The organism is Mesorhizobium sp. M1A.F.Ca.IN.020.03.2.1, from assembly GCF_004023205.1.
Classification (GTDB): domain Bacteria; phylum Pseudomonadota; class Alphaproteobacteria; order Rhizobiales; family Rhizobiaceae; genus Mesorhizobium.
Window position 1 is genome coordinate 1 of sequence record NZ_RZSV01000032.1, and the last position, 20,214, is coordinate 20,214.

16 protein-coding genes are annotated in these 20,214 nt (G+C 60.9%); 12 read left to right on the plus strand and 4 right to left on the minus strand.

All coding sequences use genetic code 11. From position 1 onward, the window contains the following. Both EOA79_RS07865 and EOA79_RS07870 read left to right on the plus strand, forming a co-directional pair. The coding region (locus EOA79_RS07865) for an MFS transporter (RefSeq protein ID WP_164893833.1) at positions 1-751 on the plus strand (751 nt) is incomplete at its 5' end. 215 nt (positions 752-966) lie between these two features. Beyond that, on the plus strand, positions 967-3,171 hold the full coding sequence (locus tag EOA79_RS07870; RefSeq protein ID WP_127334825.1) for an adenylate/guanylate cyclase domain-containing protein: 2,205 nt from the start codon (positions 967-969) through the stop codon (positions 3,169-3,171). Between the two features lie 175 nt (positions 3,172-3,346). On the opposite strand, the gene EOA79_RS07875 is transcribed toward EOA79_RS07870, so the two are convergent. Further along, entirely contained in the window at positions 3,347-4,210 is an 864-nt protein-coding gene (locus EOA79_RS07875) for a FecR domain-containing protein (RefSeq protein ID WP_067326280.1), read from the minus strand. A 672-nt stretch (positions 4,211-4,882) separates the two neighbouring features. Between EOA79_RS07875 and EOA79_RS07880 the strand changes: the two genes are divergently transcribed. From EOA79_RS07880 to EOA79_RS07890, 3 genes are read left to right on the plus strand one after another with little or no spacing between them, the layout of a single operon-like run. Beyond that, positions 4,883-6,097 (plus strand): glycosyltransferase family protein, encoded by a 1,215-nt coding sequence (locus tag EOA79_RS07880; protein ID WP_095823336.1) that lies wholly within the window; start codon positions 4,883-4,885, stop codon positions 6,095-6,097. Position 6,098: 1 nt separating this feature from the next. After that, on the plus strand, positions 6,099-7,343 hold the full coding sequence (locus EOA79_RS07885; RefSeq protein WP_095823335.1) for a glycosyltransferase family 4 protein: 1,245 nt from the start codon (positions 6,099-6,101) through the stop codon (positions 7,341-7,343). After that, positions 7,340-8,497, plus strand: coding sequence for a glycosyltransferase family protein (locus tag EOA79_RS07890; protein ID WP_095823334.1), 1,158 nt, complete (start codon positions 7,340-7,342; stop codon positions 8,495-8,497). The genes EOA79_RS07885 and EOA79_RS07890 overlap by 4 nt, the downstream gene beginning before the upstream one ends. Before the next feature lie 77 nt (positions 8,498-8,574). On the opposite strand, the gene EOA79_RS07895 is transcribed toward EOA79_RS07890, so the two are convergent. After that, positions 8,575-9,246, minus strand: a complete 672-nt coding sequence (locus tag EOA79_RS07895; protein WP_095800629.1) for an SAM-dependent methyltransferase — start codon at positions 9,244-9,246, stop codon at positions 8,575-8,577. Positions 9,247-9,329: 83 nt separating this feature from the next. Between EOA79_RS07895 and EOA79_RS07900 the strand changes: the two genes are divergently transcribed. From EOA79_RS07900 to EOA79_RS07915, 4 genes are all read left to right on the plus strand, one after another. After that, a complete protein-coding gene (locus EOA79_RS07900) occupies positions 9,330-9,683 on the plus strand; it encodes a hypothetical protein (protein ID WP_095800379.1) in 354 nt (117 codons plus the stop codon). A gap of 15 nt (positions 9,684-9,698) precedes the next feature. Continuing rightward, positions 9,699-12,413 (plus strand): ABC transporter ATP-binding protein, encoded by a 2,715-nt coding sequence (locus EOA79_RS07905; RefSeq protein WP_127334824.1) that lies wholly within the window; start codon positions 9,699-9,701, stop codon positions 12,411-12,413. Positions 12,414-12,515: 102 nt separating this feature from the next. Further along, positions 12,516-12,962, plus strand: coding sequence for a cyclic nucleotide-binding domain-containing protein (locus EOA79_RS07910; protein WP_067326300.1), 447 nt, complete (start codon positions 12,516-12,518; stop codon positions 12,960-12,962). A gap of 36 nt (positions 12,963-12,998) precedes the next feature. Beyond that, positions 12,999-13,844, plus strand: a complete 846-nt coding sequence (locus tag EOA79_RS07915) for an MBL fold metallo-hydrolase (RefSeq protein WP_095777239.1) — start codon at positions 12,999-13,001, stop codon at positions 13,842-13,844. 51 nt (positions 13,845-13,895) lie between these two features. On the opposite strand, the gene EOA79_RS07920 is transcribed toward EOA79_RS07915, so the two are convergent. Beyond that, a complete protein-coding gene (locus EOA79_RS07920; protein ID WP_127240511.1) occupies positions 13,896-14,672 on the minus strand; it encodes a polysaccharide deacetylase family protein in 777 nt (258 codons plus the stop codon). Further along, positions 14,669-15,757, minus strand: a complete 1,089-nt coding sequence (locus tag EOA79_RS07925; RefSeq protein WP_095823332.1) for a glycosyltransferase family 4 protein — start codon at positions 15,755-15,757, stop codon at positions 14,669-14,671. The genes EOA79_RS07920 and EOA79_RS07925 overlap by 4 nt, the downstream gene beginning before the upstream one ends. A 75-nt stretch (positions 15,758-15,832) precedes the next feature. Here EOA79_RS07925 and EOA79_RS07930 point away from each other — a divergent pair, with 75 nt between their 5' ends. The 3 genes from EOA79_RS07930 to EOA79_RS07940 all read left to right on the plus strand — a co-directional run bounded on the left by EOA79_RS07930 (position 15,833) and on the right by EOA79_RS07940 (position 20,071). Next, positions 15,833-17,011: a DUF3095 domain-containing protein gene (locus EOA79_RS07930; protein ID WP_095823331.1), complete on the plus strand. Its 1,179-nt coding sequence runs from the start codon at positions 15,833-15,835 to the stop codon at positions 17,009-17,011. 108 nt (positions 17,012-17,119) lie between these two features. Continuing rightward, positions 17,120-18,463, plus strand: coding sequence for a nucleotide sugar dehydrogenase (locus EOA79_RS07935; RefSeq protein ID WP_095823330.1), 1,344 nt, complete (start codon positions 17,120-17,122; stop codon positions 18,461-18,463). A 267-nt stretch (positions 18,464-18,730) separates the two neighbouring features. After that, the gene (locus tag EOA79_RS07940) at positions 18,731-20,071 is read left to right on the plus strand and encodes an adenylate/guanylate cyclase domain-containing protein (protein WP_067326319.1); all 1,341 of its coding nucleotides are present in this window, start codon (positions 18,731-18,733) and stop codon (positions 20,069-20,071) included. The last annotated feature ends 143 nt before the right edge of the window (positions 20,072-20,214 follow it).

Here is a 20,214-nt window from a genome sequence, read left to right on the forward strand (position 1 = left end):
TGTCCTGACCGCGCTCGACTGGCGGCCGGTGGTCGCGGCCGCCAGTCTAGCAACGACGGTCGGCGCGCTCCTGTTTCTCTTGTTCGCAAGGGAGGGGCCCTATCCTTTCGGCAAGGCGGTGTTCGAGCCATCGCGCATCGGGCAGGTGTTTCGCGAGCGGCCGCTGCTCCTGGCCAATCTCGGCTATCTCGGCCATATGTGGGAACTCTACGCCATGTGGGCGTGGCTGCTTGCCTATACGCGCTCGGCATTCGAGGCGCACGCGATCGGATCGGCCGCTGCCGCCTCGCTTTCGACCTTCTTCGTCGTCGCCTCCGGCATCATTGGCTGCCTGTTGGGCGGCTATCTGTCGGACCGCATCGGCAGAACCGCGACCACCGCCGGCATGATGATCGTCTCGGGAAGCTGTGCGCTGCTGATGGGCTTCCTGTTTGCCGGGCCGCTTTGGCTGTTCATGCTGGTCGCCGTCGTCTGGGGTATTTCGGTGATCGGCGATTCGGCGCAATTCTCAGCCGCAGTGACCGAGCTCGGCGATCGCCGCTTCGTCGGCACGGCGCTGTCGGTGCAGCTTGGCGCCGGCTTTGCGCTGACGGTGCTCGCCATCTGGCTGACGCCGCGCTTCGCCGACTTCATCGGTGGCTGGCGCTGGGCCTTCCTGCTGCTGGTGCCGGGTCCGCTTCTTGGGGCGGCCGCTATGCTGTGGTTGCGAAACTTGCCGGAGAGCGAGAAAATGGCCGGCGGCCTCCGCTAGCGCTCTTGCTCCTCGACTGTCTAGCGCTGGAGCCGATTGAGAACTTCGTCGCTACGCAAATCGCCAGCGCACGGCCCGCGCTGCTCCGTTGGGCGTAAGGTTGGCGATTGCACATTTGCCGGGAACAATGCAGCCTAGCTTCGAGGCTCGAAAGCTGCCTCCCGGAGCGGGGCCATGCAGGCAGGATACGCGGCACAGTTACTGGTGCAGATGTCATGACACGCGCCCAGTTGGCCGGCGTCATCCTGGGTCTGTCGCTGGTCGCAGCGCTTACCATTGTCCGGGCGAGCGACCCGCAGCCGTTGAGACTCGCCCGCGAAGCGACGTTCGACCAGTATCAGAGGCTGGCACCTCGCCGCTTCGAGTCGATGCCCGTCCGCGTGGTGGACATCGACGAGGCCTCATTGCAGCAGTTCGGGCAGTGGCCGTGGCCCAGGGATCGCATGGCGGCCCTGGTCGAAAAGCTGACGGAGCTTGGTGCGGCGGCCATCGCATTCGACATTCTTTTCGCCGAGCCCGACCGTCTGTCGCCTCGCACTGTCCTCCGCGACGTGCCGGGCATCGATCCGGCCCTGCTCGACCGCCTGCCCGACAATGACGAGATCTTCGCCGGGTCGATCGCCGGCAAGCCAGTTATCCTGGGCTACGGCATCTCCAACGAAGGGAACTATCGGCCGCAAATCAAGGCTGGCATTGCCTTTATGGGCGAGAGCCCGGTCGCTGCTCCTCCGCCTATCAAGGCAGCCACGCCGCTGCGGCCGCAGCTTGAGGCCAATTCAGCCGGCATCGGACACATCAGCCTCAATCCCGGCAGATCGACCGCTGTGGTGAGGACAGCCCCACTCTTTCTGACTGATGGCGAGCAGCTTTATCCGGATCTTGCCCTCGAAGCCATAAGAGTAGCGCAGGGGGCCTCCACCTACCTCATTGCCGGCGCGCCGGATCGGCAGGGCATAATGACCTCCGTCAAGATCGGCGACTTCGTTATCCCGGTGACCTCGGCCGGCGAACTCTGGCTCTATGTCAGTCCCGACAGGGCCGAGCGTTATGTTTCGGCGAAGGACGTGCTTGCACCCGGCGGCGTCTCGTCCGAAACGAGGGCCGCGATCGAAGGCAGCATCGTGTTTGTCGGCACTTCGGCCGCCGGGCTGCAGGACATTCGTGTCACCGCGCTCGGTGAGAACGTGCCGGGCGTCTCGATCCACGCGCAGATCGTTGAACAGGTGCTGTCCGGCCACTATCTGTCTCGGCCTGATTGGGCAAACGGGCTGGAAATCGCGTCGATCGCGATGCTCGGCAGCCTCCTGGTGATTCTGACGATTTTCGTAAGCCCCGCGATTGCGCTCGCCTGCGGCCTTGCGATCACGGGACTGGCGCTCGTCGCATCATGGTTTGCCTTTTCGCTTGCGGGACTGCTGTTCGACCCGTTTTCGCCGATCCTCATGGGCACGATCACGCATTTCGCGACAACCTCTTTCCGCTTCCTGGTGACTGATCGAGAGCGGCGCGCGATCCGGCGGGCCTTCGGTCAGTATTTGTCGCCATCGCTTCTCTACCGGATCGAGCACACGCGCGACGCGCTTCGTCTTGGCGGCGACGACCGAGAACTGACCGTGATGTTTGTCGATGTGCGAAACTTCACGGAGATCAGCGAAAGACTGCCGCCCACCGCCGTCGTGCGGTTTTTGAACACGCTTCTCGACGCGCTCAGCCGTCATGTCACCGCCAATGAAGGCACGCTCGACAAGTTCATCGGCGATTCGATCATGGCCTTTTGGAATGCCCCGGTCGACGTCACCGATCATCCCCGCAAAGCCGCTCGCGCGGCATTGGCGATGCGCGAGACGATTGCCCGCCTCAACGAAAGCGATGCATTCGGATTCGGGGCCGGGCAGACGGTTCGCATCGGTATCGGAATCCATACCGGCGTCGCCTGTGTCGGAAATATGGGCGCGGAGTCGCGTTTCAACTATTCGGCCGTTGGCGACGCGGTGAACATCGCAGCGCGTATCGAGACAACGTGCAAGACGGTGAGTTTCGATATCCTCGCGTCCGACGACACAGTAAGATCGCTGCAAGGCTGGGCCTTGCTCGACGCGGGATCGCTGGAACTCAAGGGAAAGAGCACGAGGACCAGAATCAATGCCGTCGTAGGCGATGAAAACGTTGGGTCGTCGCCGGATTTTGCCGAATTGCGGCTTCTCCACGGCAAGCTCGTGGAGGCGTTGCAATCGCGCTTGCCAGGCACCCGAAAGATGATCGCGGCGGCCAAAGCCAAGGCTGCGGGCCTGCCGACAGGGTTGCAGGAATTCTATGGCCGGATCTCGCGCAGAGCGGATGATTTTGTTGGCAAGCGGGCGGGAGCGGCGATGGAAGCGAATGCCGGCTATGCGGAGCAACAATTCGGCTCCGGCTCCTGACCTTCATTGATGTAGGGCGGTCGACCGCTCGACTCGGTGGTGTTCAAGGGCAACAATTTCGTCCACCCCGACGTAGGGGCGAGTTGGCCCAGACCGGTTGGCGAAGTCGGATACGGACGCGCCGAGAAAAAGAGCGGCTATCCGCTGCTCTTGCCACTGCCGGCCACCCCTGCCGCTACTTTTTGCCAGGACCCTTGGATTTTCCGGGATTGCTGGGATCGTGCTTGCCCGGATCATTTCCATGGCCGTTGTTGCCGTCATCTTTGTCGCCCCGCGGCGGGCTCGGCGGATCGGGGGTGCCCGGACTGGGTGGTGCCGGTGAGTTGCGCCGCTCCGGCCGCGCCGTATGCTCCTGCTGAATGGCAGCCGTAAGCCCGCAATTTCCGCCGATTGCGTCAAAGCCTCCCGAGAGCTGCTGATTGCCGGTCAGAAACGGCAATGCCCGCGAGGTGCCGAGTGTGGTGAGCACAGATCGATTGACCTTGATAACGTCGGACATCGCGCCTGACGGCGTCGCGACCACGCAATCGCAGCGCCGCTTCAGTTCCCTGCATCCGCCGCCGCTGCAGAATCGGGCCGACCCCTTCAGCAGCACGACGGCGGTTTTGCCGTTGGGCGCGATGTGGACATCGAATGCTGTTCCCCGCACGCCTATTGTGCCTGCGGGCGTCACAATCTGGTAGGCGGACGAAGGCGAGTTCCCGCTTATCCAGCGAAACGTTCCCTTGGCAGCGCGGATGGTGAGCTTCTTCACCGAATTATCATCGTTGAAGACGTATTTGTCGAGGACGACGGAAGAACCCCACCCCACCGCCAGCTTGGTGCCATCCCGGAACACGAATTGGCCAAGCCCGGTATTGGATGTCCTGATTCGTTCGTCCCGATGAACGGGTGCGCTGACCACCAGTGGTCCGGTTGCGCCGGTAACGGCAGTCTTGATCACGACTGCCCGGCCCACTGCTTCGGCGGCTATGGTCGGTGTCGCATTGATGAGATTCGCGGCAAGCGCGACAACTGCAGCCCACCTCAAGGACGGCATGGCATCCTCCCCGAAACGACTTTATTAGCACATGCTTGAAAGGCTGTCCCCGCGGAGTCATACCTCAATTTGAGTAGGATATGGCTCTTTCGCTTGGGCGACGCTCGAAGGCACAATCGTCGACGTTAGGTCCTGCGCTTGGGTGGGCCGCGCGGGTTGCCCCCTCGCTCATCGGGTCGGAGGTGGGATAACGCCAATGCTGTTACTGAATTCGTCTGGCTGAGGGACAAGGCGATGTTCTGCGTGGGCGGCGCGAGAGCGCCCGCATCTGGGGCATCGATCATGGTTTGTGTCGGCGCGCTGTCTTTGAAGATCTTCAGCCCATTCTTGGGCAGTTTAGCCGCGTCGGCCACGAGGGAGGAGCGCCATCGCCCTGGCCGCTTTTCTGAAAGCAAGCAATCGGCCAGCCCGCGACCCGTCTCGATACAAGTGCATGTATCCGCCGTGATCTATCTGCAGCGCACGAGGCCGACAAGGCAAATAGGCTGGGCATCGCATCCAATGTGCATAGCAGCTGAGCAGACGCTGCTCAGCATATGAACCCTCTTGGGTAATATAATTTGAAAAAATTGCTCCCTCATGTTCAAAACAGGTCGATAGACCCGCGAGAAATGGGTTCGAATCCTGCGGGGGCCCGCGGTCCTCAGGCGAGAATTCTAAAGAGGTTCGACAATGACCCAGCACGTACAAGATGCTCGAATTCTCATGTACAGCCACGACACGTTCGGGCTCGGCCACTTGCAGCGCTGCCGCACGATCGCGCATTCCCTGGTCGAGGATTTCCACGGACTTCAGGTGCTTATCATTTCGGGCGCGCCTATCGCCGGCGCCTTCGACTACCGCGCCCGCGTCGACTTCGTGAAGATCCCGAGCGTCATCAAGTTGCGCAACGGCGAATACACCTCGCTGGAAAAGGATATCGATCTGCATGAGACGCTAAGAATGCGCCAGTCGATCATTCGCCACACAGCCGAGACGTTTCGGCCGGATATCTTCATCGTCGACAAGGAACCGCTCGGGCTGCGCGGTGAGATCGAGGACACGCTGTCCTACCTCAAGACGCGAGGCACTACGCTGGTGCTTGGCCTGCGCGAGGTGATGGATGCGCCGCATCTGCTGGAAGCAGAGTGGGAACGCAGGGATGTGATGCGCAAGATAGGCCTGTTCTACGACAAGGTCTGGGCCTACGGTCCGCCGGATTTTTACGATCCGTTGACCGGCCTGGATGTGCCGCCGGCTATCAGGGCAAAGATGAAGTTCGTCGGTTTCCTGCAACGGAGCCTGCAGAAGAACGAGTTGCCCGGCCACCGCCCCGAGGGCGACTATATCCTCGTTACGACCGGTGGCGGCGGCGACGGCGCCGATCTGATCCACAACGTTATCGATGCCTATCAGCAGGATCCGCAATTGCAGCATAGGGCGCTGATCGTGCTTGGGCCCTACATGCCGGCGCGCAAGCGCAACAAGTTTCTTAAGAAGGGGTCCAAAATCCCGTATATCAAGATCATCGAATTCGACAACCGCATGGAAGAGCTGATTGCCGGCGCCAAGGCGGTAGTGGCGATGGGCGGTTACAACACCTATTGCGAGATACTGTCTTTCGACAAGCCGGCGCTGATCGTGCCGCGCATCAAGCCGCGCGAGGAGCAACTGATCCGCGCACGGCGAGCAGCCGAACTCGGTCTCATCAAGATGCTTTCGCCGGAAGAAGCTGAGGATTCCCAGCGGTTTGCCGATACACTGAAGGTGCTGCCGGATCGGCCCCGCCCATCGCAGAGCAATCCGCACCTGAGGCTGGAAGGGCTGCCTCATATTTCCGCGATCGTCGCGGAACTGCTCGACCGGCGTGCCGGCCATCACCTTTCGGTCATTGAAGGCATCAACTGAGTTGCAACCTCGCAAGATCGTCGTGGTTCTGAAGGGTTATCCGCGGCTGTCGGAAACCTTCATCGCGCAGGAGCTGCTCGGGTTGGAGCGAGCGGGGTTCGACCTGATACTCGTCGCGCTGAGACGGCCGACCGACACAAAACGCCATCCGGTGCATAACGAGATCAAAGCGCCCGTCCATTATCTGCCGGAATATCTGCATGAAGAACCGATGCGGGTGGCTCGCTCGCTGTTTGCTTGTCTGCTGCGGCCAGGCTTCTGGCGCGCGTTCGGATCGCTGGCTACCGACATCCCTCGCGACTTTACGCGCAATCGCGTACGCCGCTTCGGGCAAGCGCTCGTGTTGGCGGCCGAATGGCCGGAAGATGTGGGCTGGCTGCATGCGCATTTCGCGCACACACCGGCATCGGTGACACGCTATGCCAGCCAGCTTCGCGGTCTGCCCTGGAGCTGCTCGGCCCATGCCAAGGACATCTGGACTTCGCCTGACTGGGATCTCGCCGGCAAGCTTTCCTCGGCCCGCTGGACGGTCACCTGCACGAAAACCGGCTTCGACCGTCTGAAAAAACTCGCAAACGGCAACTCGTGTTTACATCTGAGCTATCATGGGCTCGACCTTGATCGCTTCGGCAGCTTCCGCGGGGCGCGCAAACCGCATGACGGCTCGGCACCGGACGAACCGGTTATCGTTCTGAGTGTCGGGCGCGCCGTTGAAAAGAAAGGTTACGATACCTTGCTGGAGGCGCTTGCCCTCCTGCCTGGTGATTTGGCGTGGCGTTTCGAGCATATCGGCGGTGGCGACGAACTGGAACGGCTCAAGGCGCTGGCGCAAAAGCTCGGCCTGGATGGTCGCGTCTCTTGGAGAGGCGCGCTTGCTCAGGAGGAGGTGCTTGAGCACTACCGCCGCGCCGACATCTTCGCCCTGGCCTGCAGGATCACCGCAAATGGCGACCGGGACGGTCTGCCGAACGTTCTGGTTGAGGCGGCCAGCCAGCGGCTCGCCTGCGTGTCGACCGATATTTCCGGCGTGCCGGAGCTTTTATCTCCGGATGAAACCGGGCTGCTGGTCCCGACAGAAAATCCAATTGCCCTGGCACAGGCGCTGGAGCGCCTTATCCGTGATCCCGTGCTGCGCGCCCGCCTCGGTGACGCTGCAGAGTGGCGCGTGCGCGCCAATTTCGATCATATGACAAGCATTGGGCAGCTCAAGGAACTCTTCGAGCGGGAGTGGCGGACCGCCGAATGAAGCGACTGCGCGCCTTCTTCTATGTCCAGCACCTCCTCGGTATCGGCCATCTTGCGCGCGCCAGCCGCATTGCGGCGGCTCTGGTCGATGACGGGTTTGACGTAACCGTGGTGACGGGCGGCGCGCCGATCGCGGGGTTTCCAGGATCGGGCGTCAAATCTGTATCTCTGCCACCCGTCACCTCCGGCGATGAGGGATTTTCCGGACTTGTCGACCTGCAGGGCAAACCCATCGACGATGCTTTCAGGAGATGGCGTTCGGAGATGCTGTTGCAGGCCTATCGGGATTGCGGGCCCGATATCGTCATTGTCGAGGCGTTTCCATTTGGACGCCGGCAGATGCGTTTCGAACTCCTGCCGCTGATCGAGGCCATCGACGCGACATCACCCAGACCGCTGCTGGCGACGTCCGTCCGTGATATCCTTCAGGAGCGCGTCAAGCCGGGCCGAAACGAGGAAACGGTCGATCTCATCAACAGGCATTTCGACCTTGTCATGGTCCACGGCGATCCGGCTTTCGCGACCATCGACAAGACCTTTCCACTGGTCGGGGCGATCAGGGCCAAGGTCGCCTACACTGGGCTCGTTGCCGCGCCGCCACCGCCCGCGGTCTCCGAGCGCTTCGATGTTCTGGTGTCGGTTGGCGGCGGGGCTGCCGGAAAGAGCCTCGTTAGTGCCACTGTTGCAGCGGCGCGGAATGCCAACAGCGCTTGGAAATGGTGTTTGATCACCGGTCCCAACCTGCCGAAAGGCGATTTCGACGCGATCGCACGCGATGCCACGCCGGGCCTGTCCGTCTTCCGGTTCCGCGAGGATTTCGCCAGCCTGCTGACCGGCGCCCGCCTCTCGGTCTCGCAGGCGGGTTACAACACGGTCTGCGACGTGCTTCGCGCGGGTTGTCGCTCCCTACTCGTTCCATTTGCAGCGGGCGCGGAAACCGAACAGACGGTTCGCGCCTTGATGCTCGAAGAACTCGGTCTTGCAACGGTGCTGACGGAAAAGGACCTAACGCCTGAAGGTTTGGCGCGAGCGATCGAACAGGCGCTTGCTGGACCGAGGCCGTCCGCGCATCGTCTCGATCTGGAAGGCGCGCGTCGCTCGGCCCAAATCCTGCGCGAGCGACATCGAACATGGTCCCTGAAAACGGAACTCTAGCTAACGCGCGTCGCCCCGGTGAGATTCGCGCGACGTCGTTATTCGACAGCCGTCACGCTTCTTTAGAGCGAAATGCGTTAAACAGTTCCAATCAGCATGAAACGCGTATAATTTTTGGTCGGCAGTTCGCCCGCGAACCGCACCTCCCGTAGCGGCGCCATTGCTTCGAAGGCTGCCAGTGAAGCCACGCAGTTGACGTGCGTCGGCTCGCTGAAATAATCGTTGGATTGCAGCAATACATTCGTGCCCCGCGGAAGCAGGGCAAGCCAGGCGCGCAGATCGACTATGTGTTCGCAGCTCGTATTGACCACCAGGTCGGGCTGCGCGGCCACATAGTCAACGGCGTACATATCTGCCGTCAGCGCGCGGAACCGGTCAACGGCATCCCGGTTGAGGGTCCGGGCGACCGGCGCGACTTCAGGATCGATGTCGATGCTATCAATCGCTCCGATGTCGAAGCGAGCATCGTTGAAAAGCATTGCCGGCAATACGCCGTACCATCCACCCAGAACCCATATGCGCCCGAACCGGCCGCCGCAGCTATCGAACAGCTTGTCGAGTGCCCACATCTTGCAGGCGACCTGCTTGTGGTTGAAGGCGTTGGCGATATCGGCCTGCGGATGCCTGGCGATGACGCGCGCCAGCCCTGCCACGAGAGGGTGGTTGACATAGGCGGCAATTCCCCGCGTGAGGTCCAAGGCCTGTTCGTGCCCGTCCATGCCCGCATTGCGTGGTTGCGTGACATCCATCATACTCGTCTTGTAGGTTGGGATTTCGGGCGACACAACGCAATCTTGCCCCGGCAAGGCTGGTTGGTTCGCGGACGTTGATCATGCTGCACGCCGCTTCGCCATTGCCCCGTGCCGGAGAGGGGCTGTCGCATCAGTCCGGACCATCGGCGTTCATGCGCCAGCATCAGCAGCGCAGCTGTGGCGGCCGTTCGCCAAAACGCCACGGCAGCCGTCAATCGTTTGGCCAGCTGCTTTCTTCGCTAATCAACAATGCCCGTGTTGCGGTCATCGACCATGCGCCTGAACTGGATCGCGCCGCCTCGCAGCGTCCTTTCATCGTTGAGCGCAGGACAATCACGGTGCACTGTGGCTCGAAGCATGTCGTTGGCGACGAAGAAATTGCCGATGCGCCATTAGCCAGCAGGTGCTTCTATGTCCTGCAGCCTTGCAATTGAACGGTCCACGGTCGGATGGAACCCAGTTTAGCCCGCTATATCTGGACGCACACCAAGAAGCAGCAGGTCTGGATATTGATGATCGTCGTGCTTTCGATGATCCCGTATTTCATATCCTTCGATCTGCCGAAGCTGATCGTCAACGGCCCCATCCAAGGTAAGGGTTTCGGAGAACCCGGTGCGACCCAGCCGTTCATGAGGCTGCACTATGACCTGCCATTCATTAGTGAGGTGCAGTTCTTCTCCGGCTTTCAGCTCGACCGCACGGAGACGCTGTTTGCGCTGAGTATTGTTTTCCTTTTGCTAGTCATCATCAACGGCCTATTCAAACTCTACATCAACACATACAAAGGCCGACTTGGCGAGCGCATGCTGCGGCGTATCCGTTTCGATCTGATCGATCGCGTGCTGCGGTTTCCGCCGATTTACTTCAAACGCGTGAAATCCGCCGAAGTGGCGACCATGGTGAAAGACGAGGTGGAGCCGCTGGGGGGCTTCATCGGCGATGCCTTCCTGCAGCCGGTGCTGCTCGGCGGTCAGGCGCTGACGGCCATGCTGTTCATCATGGTGCAAAACTTCTGGCTCGGAACGATTGCGGTCGTGATCGTGGTGATCCAGATCGTCCTCATCCCGCGCATGCGGCGGCGGCTGATCGTGCTCGGGCGCGAACGGCAGTTGACGGCGCGCGCGCTCTCGGGCCGGGTCGGCGAAATCGTCGACGGCATCGGCGCGGTTCACGTCCACGACACATCAAACTACGAGCGCGCCGACATAGCTGCCCGGCTCGGCCTCATTTTCAAGATCCGCTTCGATCTTTACCAATGGAAATTCATGGTGAAGTTCCTCAACAATTTCCTGGCGCAGCTCACGCCCTTTCTGTTCTACATGATCGGTGGCTACCTGGTCATCCGGGGGCGGCTGGACGTCGGCCAGCTGGTGGCCGTGATCAGCGCCTACAAGGACCTGCCCGGACCGATGAAGGAACTGATCGACTGGGATCAGGCTCGCCAGGATGTCCAGGTCAAATACCAGCAGGTCGTTGAGCAATTCACCGTCGAGGGTCTCATTGCGCCAAGAATTGGGGCGTTGACGATCGATGCTCCCGGTCCGATGACCAACCCGCTGTCGGCGATCAATCTGTCCATAGCGGACGATGGCGGTGGAATGCTCCTCGACCGGATCTCGCTCCAGGTCAAGCCGGGTGAGACGGTGGCGCTGGTCAGCACCGCAACAGGTGGAGCGGAGGCGCTTGCGGAAGCCTTCGCGCGGCTGAACTGGCCGGACAGCGGAAAGATCGCTTCGGGCGCCGACGACCTGCTTGAACTTCCCGAAGCGGTGACCGGCCGGCGCATGTCCTACGCCTCGTCGGATGTTTTCCTGTTCCATGCAAGCCTCCGCGATAACCTGCTCTACGGGTTGAAGCATGCGCCGCTGACATCAGTGCCTTATGAGGGTGCTGCGGCAGACCAGCAGCGCTGGAACATTCACGAGGCGCGGCGGTCGGGCAATTCGGACCTCGATATCCGGAGCGACTGGATCGACTATGCTTCCGCCGGCGCCACCGGCCCGCACGACCTTTTTGAGGCGGTGCGCCGGGTGCTCGACGCGGTTCTTCTGTCGCGCGACATTCTGGATCTTGGCTTGCGCTCCTCGGCTGACCTGACGCGTCATACGGAACTCGCCAGGCGCATCGTCGAACTGCGTGCGGCGCTTCGAACCCGGCTGGAACAGGAAGGGCTGAGCGGACTGGTGGTTCCTTTCGAACCAGGCGCCTACAACAAGGAAGCATCGATCGGCCAAAACCTGCTCTTCGGCGCCGCCGCCGGCCCCGAACTGGCCGACAAGGCGCTAGCGGCCAATCCCTATTTTGCGTCTGTGCTGAGGCAAGCCGGCCTCGACCGCACGCTTTTCGAGATGGGCATGGAGATCGCCGAACAGGCGATCGAGCTGTTTGCCGACCTGCCGCCCGATCACCAGTTCTTCCAGCAGCTCGCCTTCATGGGCGCCGAAGAGATACCCGCCTACGAAACCTTGTTGCAACGGCTCAAGAACCGGCCCTATGAGGCAGTTTCGGAGAACGATCGCGCCATGATCGTTACACTGAGCTTTGCCTATATCGAGCCCCGGCACCGCTTCGGTCTGCTGAGCGAGGATCTGATGAGCAAGATCGTCGCTGCACGCAACCGTTTCTATGAAACCCTGCCGTCCGAGCTGCAAAATGCGATCGAACGTTATGATCCTGCCAAATACATTGCCGCGGCCAGCGTCATGGATAATGTCCTGTTCGGGCGTGTGGGCAACAACCATCCCGACGCGCCGGATCGCATCCGCTCCATCGTCTATGACATTCTCGACGAATTGGGGCTTTATGCCGAACTTCTGGATGTTGGCCTGGACTTCAACGTCGGCGCCGGCGGCAGGCGGCTGACCGCTGGACAGCGGCAGAAGCTCGATGTTGCCCGGGCCCTGCTCAAGCGTCCCGATTTTCTCATTCTCAACCGGCCGCTGTCGGCGCTCGACCAGCGTGCGCAGGACAAGGTGCTGCGAAACGTGCTCGACGAAGCGAGGTGCGACGGCCATTCGCCGGCAATTGTGTGGGTCGTGACGAATCCGGCAATGGGGATGATGTTCGATCGCGTTATCGTCTTCGACTCGGGTAAATTGGTGGAAGACGGAACGCTCGAGACACTTTTGGCAGGGAAGGGTATCTTCAAGGAACTGCTGTCTTAGACCAACGGGCATTGAGATGGGATCGTTCTGTCGGTGGGAATTGGCTGCAAGGCCACGGGATACGGCGCCTGGCAAACGCGAATTTTGAGAAGGTTTGCGACAATGCTGCTCAAGGATGAAGTTGGAATGCTGCAACGCGTTCCCTTGTTCTCCGGCATCGAACCGACAAAGCTCAAGCTGCTTGCGTTCACATCCGATCGTGTGAGCTACAGCGCCGGCCAGATCCTTTTCCGGCAGGGCGACGAGGGAGATGCCGCCTATGTCATCCTCTCAGGCAGCGCGGATGTTCTGGTCGATTCCGACAGCGGGCCGATAAAAGTTGCCGAACTGGCGCCGAATTCGATCGTTGGCGAGATCGCCATCTTGTGCAACAGCTCCCGCACTGCCACCGTCAGAGCGGCAAGTCCGCTGGAAGCCTTGAAAATCAGCAAGGATCATTTCCTGAGGCTTATGAAGGAGTTCCCGGAGATGACCATCGAGATATTGCGGGTTCTTGCCGATCGTCTAAGCCATACGACCGCGGACCTGATCGACGCACGAAACGCCTAGCAGCAGTTGTTTGGCCACGACGGGCGAAGGAGCAGCATGGATTTCCTGGTCAGGTTTTGGGGCGTGCGCGGCAGCATTTCGGTATCGGGACCAGAATTCTCTCGCTATGGCGGCAACACGAGCTGCATTGAGATGCGATGCGGCAAGCATATGCTTCTGTTCGACGCCGGCTCTGGCCTAGGGCTTGCCGGCAGAGCGTTTCGGGCCTCGGGCGTGACCGATTTCGAGCTGTTTTTCACCCATTGCCATTACGATCACATCATCGGGCTGCCGGCTTTCAAACCGATCTATGACCGGAGCGTCAAGGTCAGGCTTTGGTCCGGCCATCTTGCGGGACGCATGACGACCCGTCAGATGGTCGATGAATTCATGCGGCCGCCGTGGTTTCCGGCCAAGCTCGACATCTGCAAGGCAAGCATCGACTGCCGCGATTTCGTATCCGGAGACGTTCTAAGGCCGCGCGAAGGAGTGGTCGTCCGGACCGGCAGTCTCAACCATCCGGGAGGCTGCATAGGCTACCGCGTCGAATGGGGCGGCCGCATCGTGGCGGTGATCACAGACACTGAGCACGAGCCGGGTAAGCTGGATCAGGCGGTGCTCGACCTGATCGAAGACGCCGACCTCGTCATCTACGATTGCACCTATACCGAGGACGAAATGGAAGACCGCCGTGGCAACGGGCACTCGACATGGCAGCAGGGCGTCAAACTCTGTGAGGCAGCCGGTGCCCGAGGGCTTGGGCTGTTCCACCACGATCCGACACGCACCGACGAGCAATTGGACGAGATCGAAAAACTGGCCAAAGCCAGGTTTGCCGGCGCTTTTGCCGCGCGGGACGGCCAGACGCTCAAATTTCCAGTCTCATTGCACAAAAAGCGCTGAGCTATTTTGCTCTATCTTATTGTTTTGACGCCATTCCGGACGGAAAACCGCTCACACTTTTCCTGGAATTGCTCTACCCCCGCCACGCTCGATCAATGTCCTGATCGGAAGCCATGCGCAGGCTTCAGTCTGTGCGGCGACTGTGAACAGCCGTTCGAGAAAAAGCCAGGCCGATTCATCGTGTACGAGATGGTGGGTGAGCAGGCCGACCGGTTCGCCACCGTCGAATGCATGCCGCAATTGCGCAATGATGGCCTGAACCAAGGACCCATGATCACGACAGCCGCGCGTGCCATGCCAATCGATGATGTCGACATTGCTGTTGATGACCGGCACTGGGGCCGGCTTCGGCGGCCCAAAGACCGACAATGCCGCAAATCCTACCGATCCAAGCTGCGATACCAAGCCGGCGTCGATTCTGTTCCAGGGTGGCACCAGCATCGGAACGGCACGCGCGCCGTGCAACCCGGTTAGGCGCGACAGCCCGCGGGCCATCTCATCGAGCACCGCCTGGCGTGGCCGATGGGCGCCGAGTTCCTGCTTTTTCTGGTCCTGCGGCGCATAGTTTCGGTGCGCCCAGCCATGGATGGCGACCGAGGCATGCGGCGCCTCGTCAAGCCGGACGACAAGCCTCTCGTCGGTCAGCGCCGGAATGACGGCCAGAGTGAGCGGAACCTCTAATGCACGGGTGAGTTCCAGCAGCCGATCAAGCGCAGCCGTCGGATCCACAGCGTCGTCGTCGCGCAACCAGAACTCCGCCTTGCGGTCCGCCCGTCGCCAGCACGCCAGTTCTTCCACCAAGGGCTGCCAGATCTGATCGACTGTCATGCAACCGCGATCTTCGCAAGAAGTTCGGAAAGACGCGCCGCTGCAGTAGCGAGAGAGCGTTCTTCGAGGATGAAACGTCTGGCGTTGCCGGCCATGGCGGTTCTTTCGTCGTCACGGACCAGAAGCCTTTCAATGGCAGACGTGAACGCCGCCACATCGCCCGGCGGGGTGAGAAATCCGGTCTGGCCATCCCGCACGACCTCCGGCACGCCGGCGATATCCTGCGCCACCACCGGAAGGCCGGCAGCTTGTGCTTCAAGATAGGCAACGCCATAAGCTTCGCCGCAACCCGGCCAGACGTAAATCCCTCCACTGTAGAGGACATCCGGCACGGCGGCTGGCTCGATCGCGCCAAGCCATTCGATCCGGTCGGCGGGCAGGCCGGCGAATTGCGCTTTGACCTCCTCACGGGCAGGCCCGTCCCCGACGACCGACATGGTCCAGGGCAGGTGGCCGATCGGAGCGAGGGCGTGCGCGAGCATGCGATAGCTATCGACCTTGTCGCCCGGTCGCATCATGGCGACGGTAACGAGACGCGTCGGACAACCACGCGCCGGCAGTTCCCGGAATACCGATGTGTCGATGAAGGGCGAAAGCATGCCGAAAACGGCGTCTGGAAGAGCGTCTGTCAGTCCCCGACAATCCCTTTGCGTGAAGCAGATGTTCAGCGCCGCCTGTTCGACGGCTCGCGCCACCAAGGCTTGCATATCGGCCCAAAAACCGACGTTGCGCCGCTTCGAATAGGAGGCTTCCGCGGTCACATAGGGGATGGCAAAGGCCGACGCCAGCTCGGGCCCGATCAGGTCGGGCGCCTTGTAATAGAGATGATAGGAGAACCAGAGGTCGGGCTTGCCGTCACGCTGCCAAAGCTCTGTCAGCCGCGCGACTTCCTGTCGGGCTTCGACCTTGAGCGCATCGAAACTTTTCGACTCCGGTTCGCGTAGATAGAAGCGCAATTCGGATGCCAGATCGACGCGATGCCCTCCATGCTCAAGCGCCTTGATCAACATCCGTGCCATCTGACGGTCGCCAGAGGCAACGGCATGATTGGGCGACTTCAGCGGCGCGTAGAAGGCAATTCGCATCGCCGGAGCCTATCATTGGAAAGCCTGCGCAAGTCAATTTCGAAGCATGATCGAGTTTCACCTTCAAGCAGTGGAATGTGCTATTGCATGCTCATGGAAACAGCCGCAGCGTCCGACCCGTTCGTCGCTTCCTTGCCGGTGTTCGCGAAGTTCGAAAGCGTTGCCGACATCGACAACTATCGGCCGCTTCCCGATGGCTGGGCGCTGGCCACCGCCGACATCGTCGGCTCGACCAAGGCGATCGAGGCAGGGCGCTATAAAACCGTGAATATGGCCGGCGCCAGCGTCATTTCGGCGCTGCTCAATGCGCTGGGTCGGCAAGATCTTCCCTTTGTCTTCGGCGGCGACGGCGCGCTCGTGGCGTTTCCGAGTTCGGCGCTGGAGATCACGCGCAACGCCCTGGCGGCCGTCCAGCGATGGGTGGCGGACGAGTTGGCCCTGACCTTGCGTGCCGCAATCGTGCCGATAGCGGATATAAGAGCGCAAGGCCTCGACGTTCGGGTAGCGAGGTTCCGGGCCTCCGAAGCGGTGTTCTATGCCATGTTTGCCGGCGGCGGCGGCAGTTGGGCGGAAGCCGAGATGAAAGCGGGGCGCTACCTGATCGATCCTGCGCCGGCCAACGCGCGGCCGGATCTGACTGGTCTCTCCTGCCGCTGGAGCCCGATCGAAGCCCGGCATGGCGAAATCGTCTCGATCATAGCCATTCCGGGGGCCTCGCGCGATGTGCGCGGTTTTCAGGTTCTGGCTTCCGACATCATCGCCCTTGTCGGTCGACAGGAACGCGATGGCCATCCGGTGCCGGTGAACGGGCCGGCCTACGGTTTTTCGCCCGCCGGCCTCGATCTCGAGGCCCGGGCCGTCGCGCCGGCGGGAAGGCGGTGGTTGTCGAAGCTGTGGATAGTGTTCCTGTTGTCGCTTGCGGCTGTGACCGATCGATATGGCTGGACGATCGGGAGGTTCGATCCGAAGATCTACAAACGCGACGTGGCCAGCAATTCGGATTTCCGGAAGTTCGATGACGGCTTGAAGATGACCATCGATGTAGATGCGGATTTGTTGCAGCGGATCGAGCACCGGCTGCAGCAGGCCGAAGAGGCGGGCATTTGCACCTATGGCCTGCACCGCCAGCAATCGGCCTTGATGACGTGCCTCGTCGCCTCGCCGCTGCAGCGCGATCATGTTCATTTCATCGACGGCGCCGCCGGCGGTTATGCGATGGCTGCCGCAAGCCTGAAGGCGAAGGTGTCGGCCTGACGACGGCTTGCGGAGATCCATTTTCCGCAATATGCCTCGGGGTTGTTTGGCCCACATGAGCCTCGCCGTGGAAGCGGGCAGTCTGTCCACATTGAGGAAAACAGATTTTTGGACGCCTCACGATCGACATATGACAGTCTGCTGAACCGGATTTCGACGCGCACCGCGCAAGTGGGGGTGATCGGACTGGGTTATGTCGGATTGCCGCTGGCGGTCGCGGTAGCACGCGCCGGCTTCCCGGTTTTCGGCTTCGACATTGAAGCCCAGAAGGTCGAGAATCTGAACAGCGGGCAATCCTACATCGAGGCGGTGACGTCCACTGCCCTTGCTGTCGAAGTGGCGAGCGGACGGTTTCGCGCCACTGCGGATTTTACCGAACTGGCCGCCTGCGATGTCATCGTCATCTGCGTTCCGACGCCGCTGACGAAAAACCGCGAGCCAGACCTCTCCTTTGTCAGGAACACGGCAGGCACCATCGCGAAGCATCTGCGTCTCGGCCAGCTGGTCGTGCTGGAATCGACCACCTATCCCGGCACCACCGACGACGTGATCAAGCCCATCCTGGAACAAACCGGCTTGCAGTCGAAGGTAGACTTCTTCCTGGGCTTCTCGCCCGAACGCGAGGATCCCGGCAACCGCAGCTTTGAAGTCGCGACGATCCCCAAGGTCGTGGCAGGCGACGGCATTGAAGCGGCGGCGCTCGTGAAGGATTTCTACCAGGGTGTGGTCGAGACCGTCGTTCCGGTTTCCACCACCGCGACCGCCGAGGCGGTCAAGCTAACGGAAAACATCTTTCGCTCGGTCAACATAGCCCTGGTCAACGAGTTGAAGGTCGTGCTCGGTGCGATGGGCATCGACATCTGGGAGGTGATCGAGGCGGCAAAGAGCAAGCCCTTCGGCTACATGCCGTTCTATCCTGGGCCCGGACTTGGCGGGCACTGCGTCCCCATCGATCCTTTCTACCTGACGTGGAAGGCGCGCGAATACGAACTGCCGACCCGCTTCATCGAACTGGCGGCAGAGATCAACACGGCTATGCCGCGTCATGTGGTCGATGAACTGGCCAGGGCGCTGGACCGGCGTTGCGGCAAGGCGCTCAGCCGCTCGCGCATTCTCATCATTGGGCTCGCCTATAAGAAGAATGTGCCGGACATCCGCGAGAGCCCTTCATTGCGGCTCATTGAACTCATCGAGGAATGGGGCGGCAAGGCTGAATTCCACGATCCGCACGTCAGAGAAATTCCGGCGACACGGGAGCATATGCCGATCAAGGGGCGTCGGTCTGTCGAATTGAGCGAGGGGACCTTGAAGGATTTCGATGCTGTCGTCGTTGCAACCGACCACGACGCGATCGACTATCAGGCGATCGCCGATCACGCCCTTCTGATCGTCGACACGCGCAATGTTTTCGGCCGCCTCGGGCTAGCCCGAGAGACGGTGGTAAAGGCCTGACGGCGGTCTGAGCCGGCGAATTCTTTGCTCGATGTCAGGATCGTGGTTGCACTCGGCCGGCAGCGTCGACACATAATGCCGCGAGTAAATAGATACAGTTAGCCTGTCGCTCGCCCGCACGGACAGCCAGTTGCGAAGTTCTTCGCCGGCTTTTCCTGCCAAAGCTGGCTTCATTGACTTCGGGGATCTCTTCTTGGGGTCGTTGGCGGACTGTGTTGTGGGCGGATCAAAGGACAATGCCTCGTCTTCGAGGAGTTTCGAGATAGCATGAGCACGACGCAAGCAGAAATTTCCACCATTCTCATGGATAAGGTAGCCGATTGGCTGAACCAATCGGTACTTGCAGGCAACGACCTAGAAACATTGGTAAAAGGCTTTTGCGAACGGCTGGCTGCTGCCGGCCTGCCGTTGAAGCGGGTGCATTTGAGCTTTTCGATGCTTCATCCGCTTTATGATGCGCTTGGCTTCACCTGGGTTCGCGGCCGAGGCTTAGAAATCGAAAGCTTCCGCAATGAGCCCGGCGCGCCGTCCGACAGGTTCCTGACCAGCCCATACTATCATCTGCTCAGCAACAAGCTCGACCACCTGCGACGCCGGCTCGACCCGTCGCTGCCATCGGAGTTTCCTGTTTTCGATGATCTCAGGCTTATAGGCGTCACCGACTATTTGGCTTTCGTGCATTCCTTCAACGGCAACGCCAGTCAGGGCATGATGGGGTCCTGGTCCACCGACAGTGCCGCAGGATTCAGCGACAGCATGATTTCGGCGCTGCTGCGCATCCAGAACCATCTCGCTATGGCAACCAAGATGGCGGTTCTCACCAAGCTCGCCGACAACATGATGACCACTTATCTCGGCGGCGACGCCGGCAGGCGCGTGCTTGACGGTCAGATCAAGCGCGGCGAGGGCGATACAATCCGGGCCGCGCTGGTCATGGGCGACATGCGCGGGTCGTCAAGGCTTGCCGAAACCTCCGGCCGTGAAATCTATATCGATACGCTGAACCAGTTTTTCGACGCCGTTGCTGCACCTTTCAATCGCAAAGGGGGGCAGATCATGAGTTTCATCGGGGATGGTTTCATCGCCGTTTACCCTTGCGAAAGGCATCGCTCGCAGTCCGAGATCGCCTGCCAGGCTGCTCTTGCGGCAGCGCGCAGCGCCACAGCGCGCGTGACGGATCTCAATCTGCGCAGAAAGGAAAAGGGGCTAACCGACATAAAATTTGGTATCGGCCTACATGTCGGCAATGTGATGTTCGGCAATGTCGGGCTTACCGACCGGCTCACATTCTCCGTCTTCGGCTCGGCTGTAAACGAGGTCCAGCGCCTCCAGGTACTGACCAAGAAATATCCGCACAGCATTCTCGCCAGCAAGGAATTCGCCAGCTATTGCGGCGCCAGCAACTGGCTGACGCTCGGCAGCGAGGAACTGGCTGGCATCAAGCAGAAGCTGACGGTGCTCTCACCCGATCTGTCGGGTGCTCTCGCAGTCGATGAAGACGGTGCGCTGGAGCCGGTTTATGACCGAAGATCGGACGCCGAGCAGGTCATGTTGCTTCACCGCGATGCCGCGCGGCTGTCGGCGGGCGACCCGAGCAAGCTCCAGTAACCGCCACGACCTGATCCGAAGGGCCCCAGATAGACAGTCCGCTCGCCGGTTCCGCCGCTGGCGACCGTTCCGAATCCAAGTTGCTCTAAGCTGGCAATAGGTTAGTCTCGCTTCCGAACCTGCCAGATTGGGGCTGGTGTGGA

Excerpts from the sequence above, each read along its gene's own strand:
- EOA79_RS07890 (WP_095823334.1), top strand. The coding sequence starts at position 7,340 with ATGAAGCGACTGCGCGCCTTCTTCTATGTCCAGCACCTCCTCGGTATC.
- EOA79_RS07900 (WP_095800379.1), top strand. The coding sequence starts at position 9,330 with ATGCTGCACGCCGCTTCGCCATTGCCCCGTGCCGGAGAGGGGCTGTCG.
- EOA79_RS07875 (WP_067326280.1), bottom strand. The coding sequence starts at position 4,210 with ATGCCGTCCTTGAGGTGGGCTGCAGTTGTCGCGCTTGCCGCGAATCTC.
- EOA79_RS07895 (WP_095800629.1), bottom strand. The coding sequence starts at position 9,246 with ATGGATGTCACGCAACCACGCAATGCGGGCATGGACGGGCACGAACAG.
- EOA79_RS07915 (WP_095777239.1), top strand. The coding sequence starts at position 12,999 with ATGGATTTCCTGGTCAGGTTTTGGGGCGTGCGCGGCAGCATTTCGGTA.
- EOA79_RS07870 (WP_127334825.1), top strand. The coding sequence starts at position 967 with ATGACACGCGCCCAGTTGGCCGGCGTCATCCTGGGTCTGTCGCTGGTC.
- EOA79_RS07940 (WP_067326319.1), top strand. The coding sequence starts at position 18,731 with ATGAGCACGACGCAAGCAGAAATTTCCACCATTCTCATGGATAAGGTA.
- EOA79_RS07925 (WP_095823332.1), bottom strand. The coding sequence starts at position 15,757 with ATGCGAATTGCCTTCTACGCGCCGCTGAAGTCGCCCAATCATGCCGTT.
- EOA79_RS07920 (WP_127240511.1), bottom strand. The coding sequence starts at position 14,672 with ATGACAGTCGATCAGATCTGGCAGCCCTTGGTGGAAGAACTGGCGTGC.
- EOA79_RS07930 (WP_095823331.1), top strand. The coding sequence starts at position 15,833 with ATGTGCTATTGCATGCTCATGGAAACAGCCGCAGCGTCCGACCCGTTC.
- EOA79_RS07905 (WP_127334824.1), top strand. The coding sequence starts at position 9,699 with ATGGAACCCAGTTTAGCCCGCTATATCTGGACGCACACCAAGAAGCAG.
- EOA79_RS07880 (WP_095823336.1), top strand. The coding sequence starts at position 4,883 with ATGACCCAGCACGTACAAGATGCTCGAATTCTCATGTACAGCCACGAC.
- EOA79_RS07910 (WP_067326300.1), top strand. The coding sequence starts at position 12,516 with ATGCTGCTCAAGGATGAAGTTGGAATGCTGCAACGCGTTCCCTTGTTC.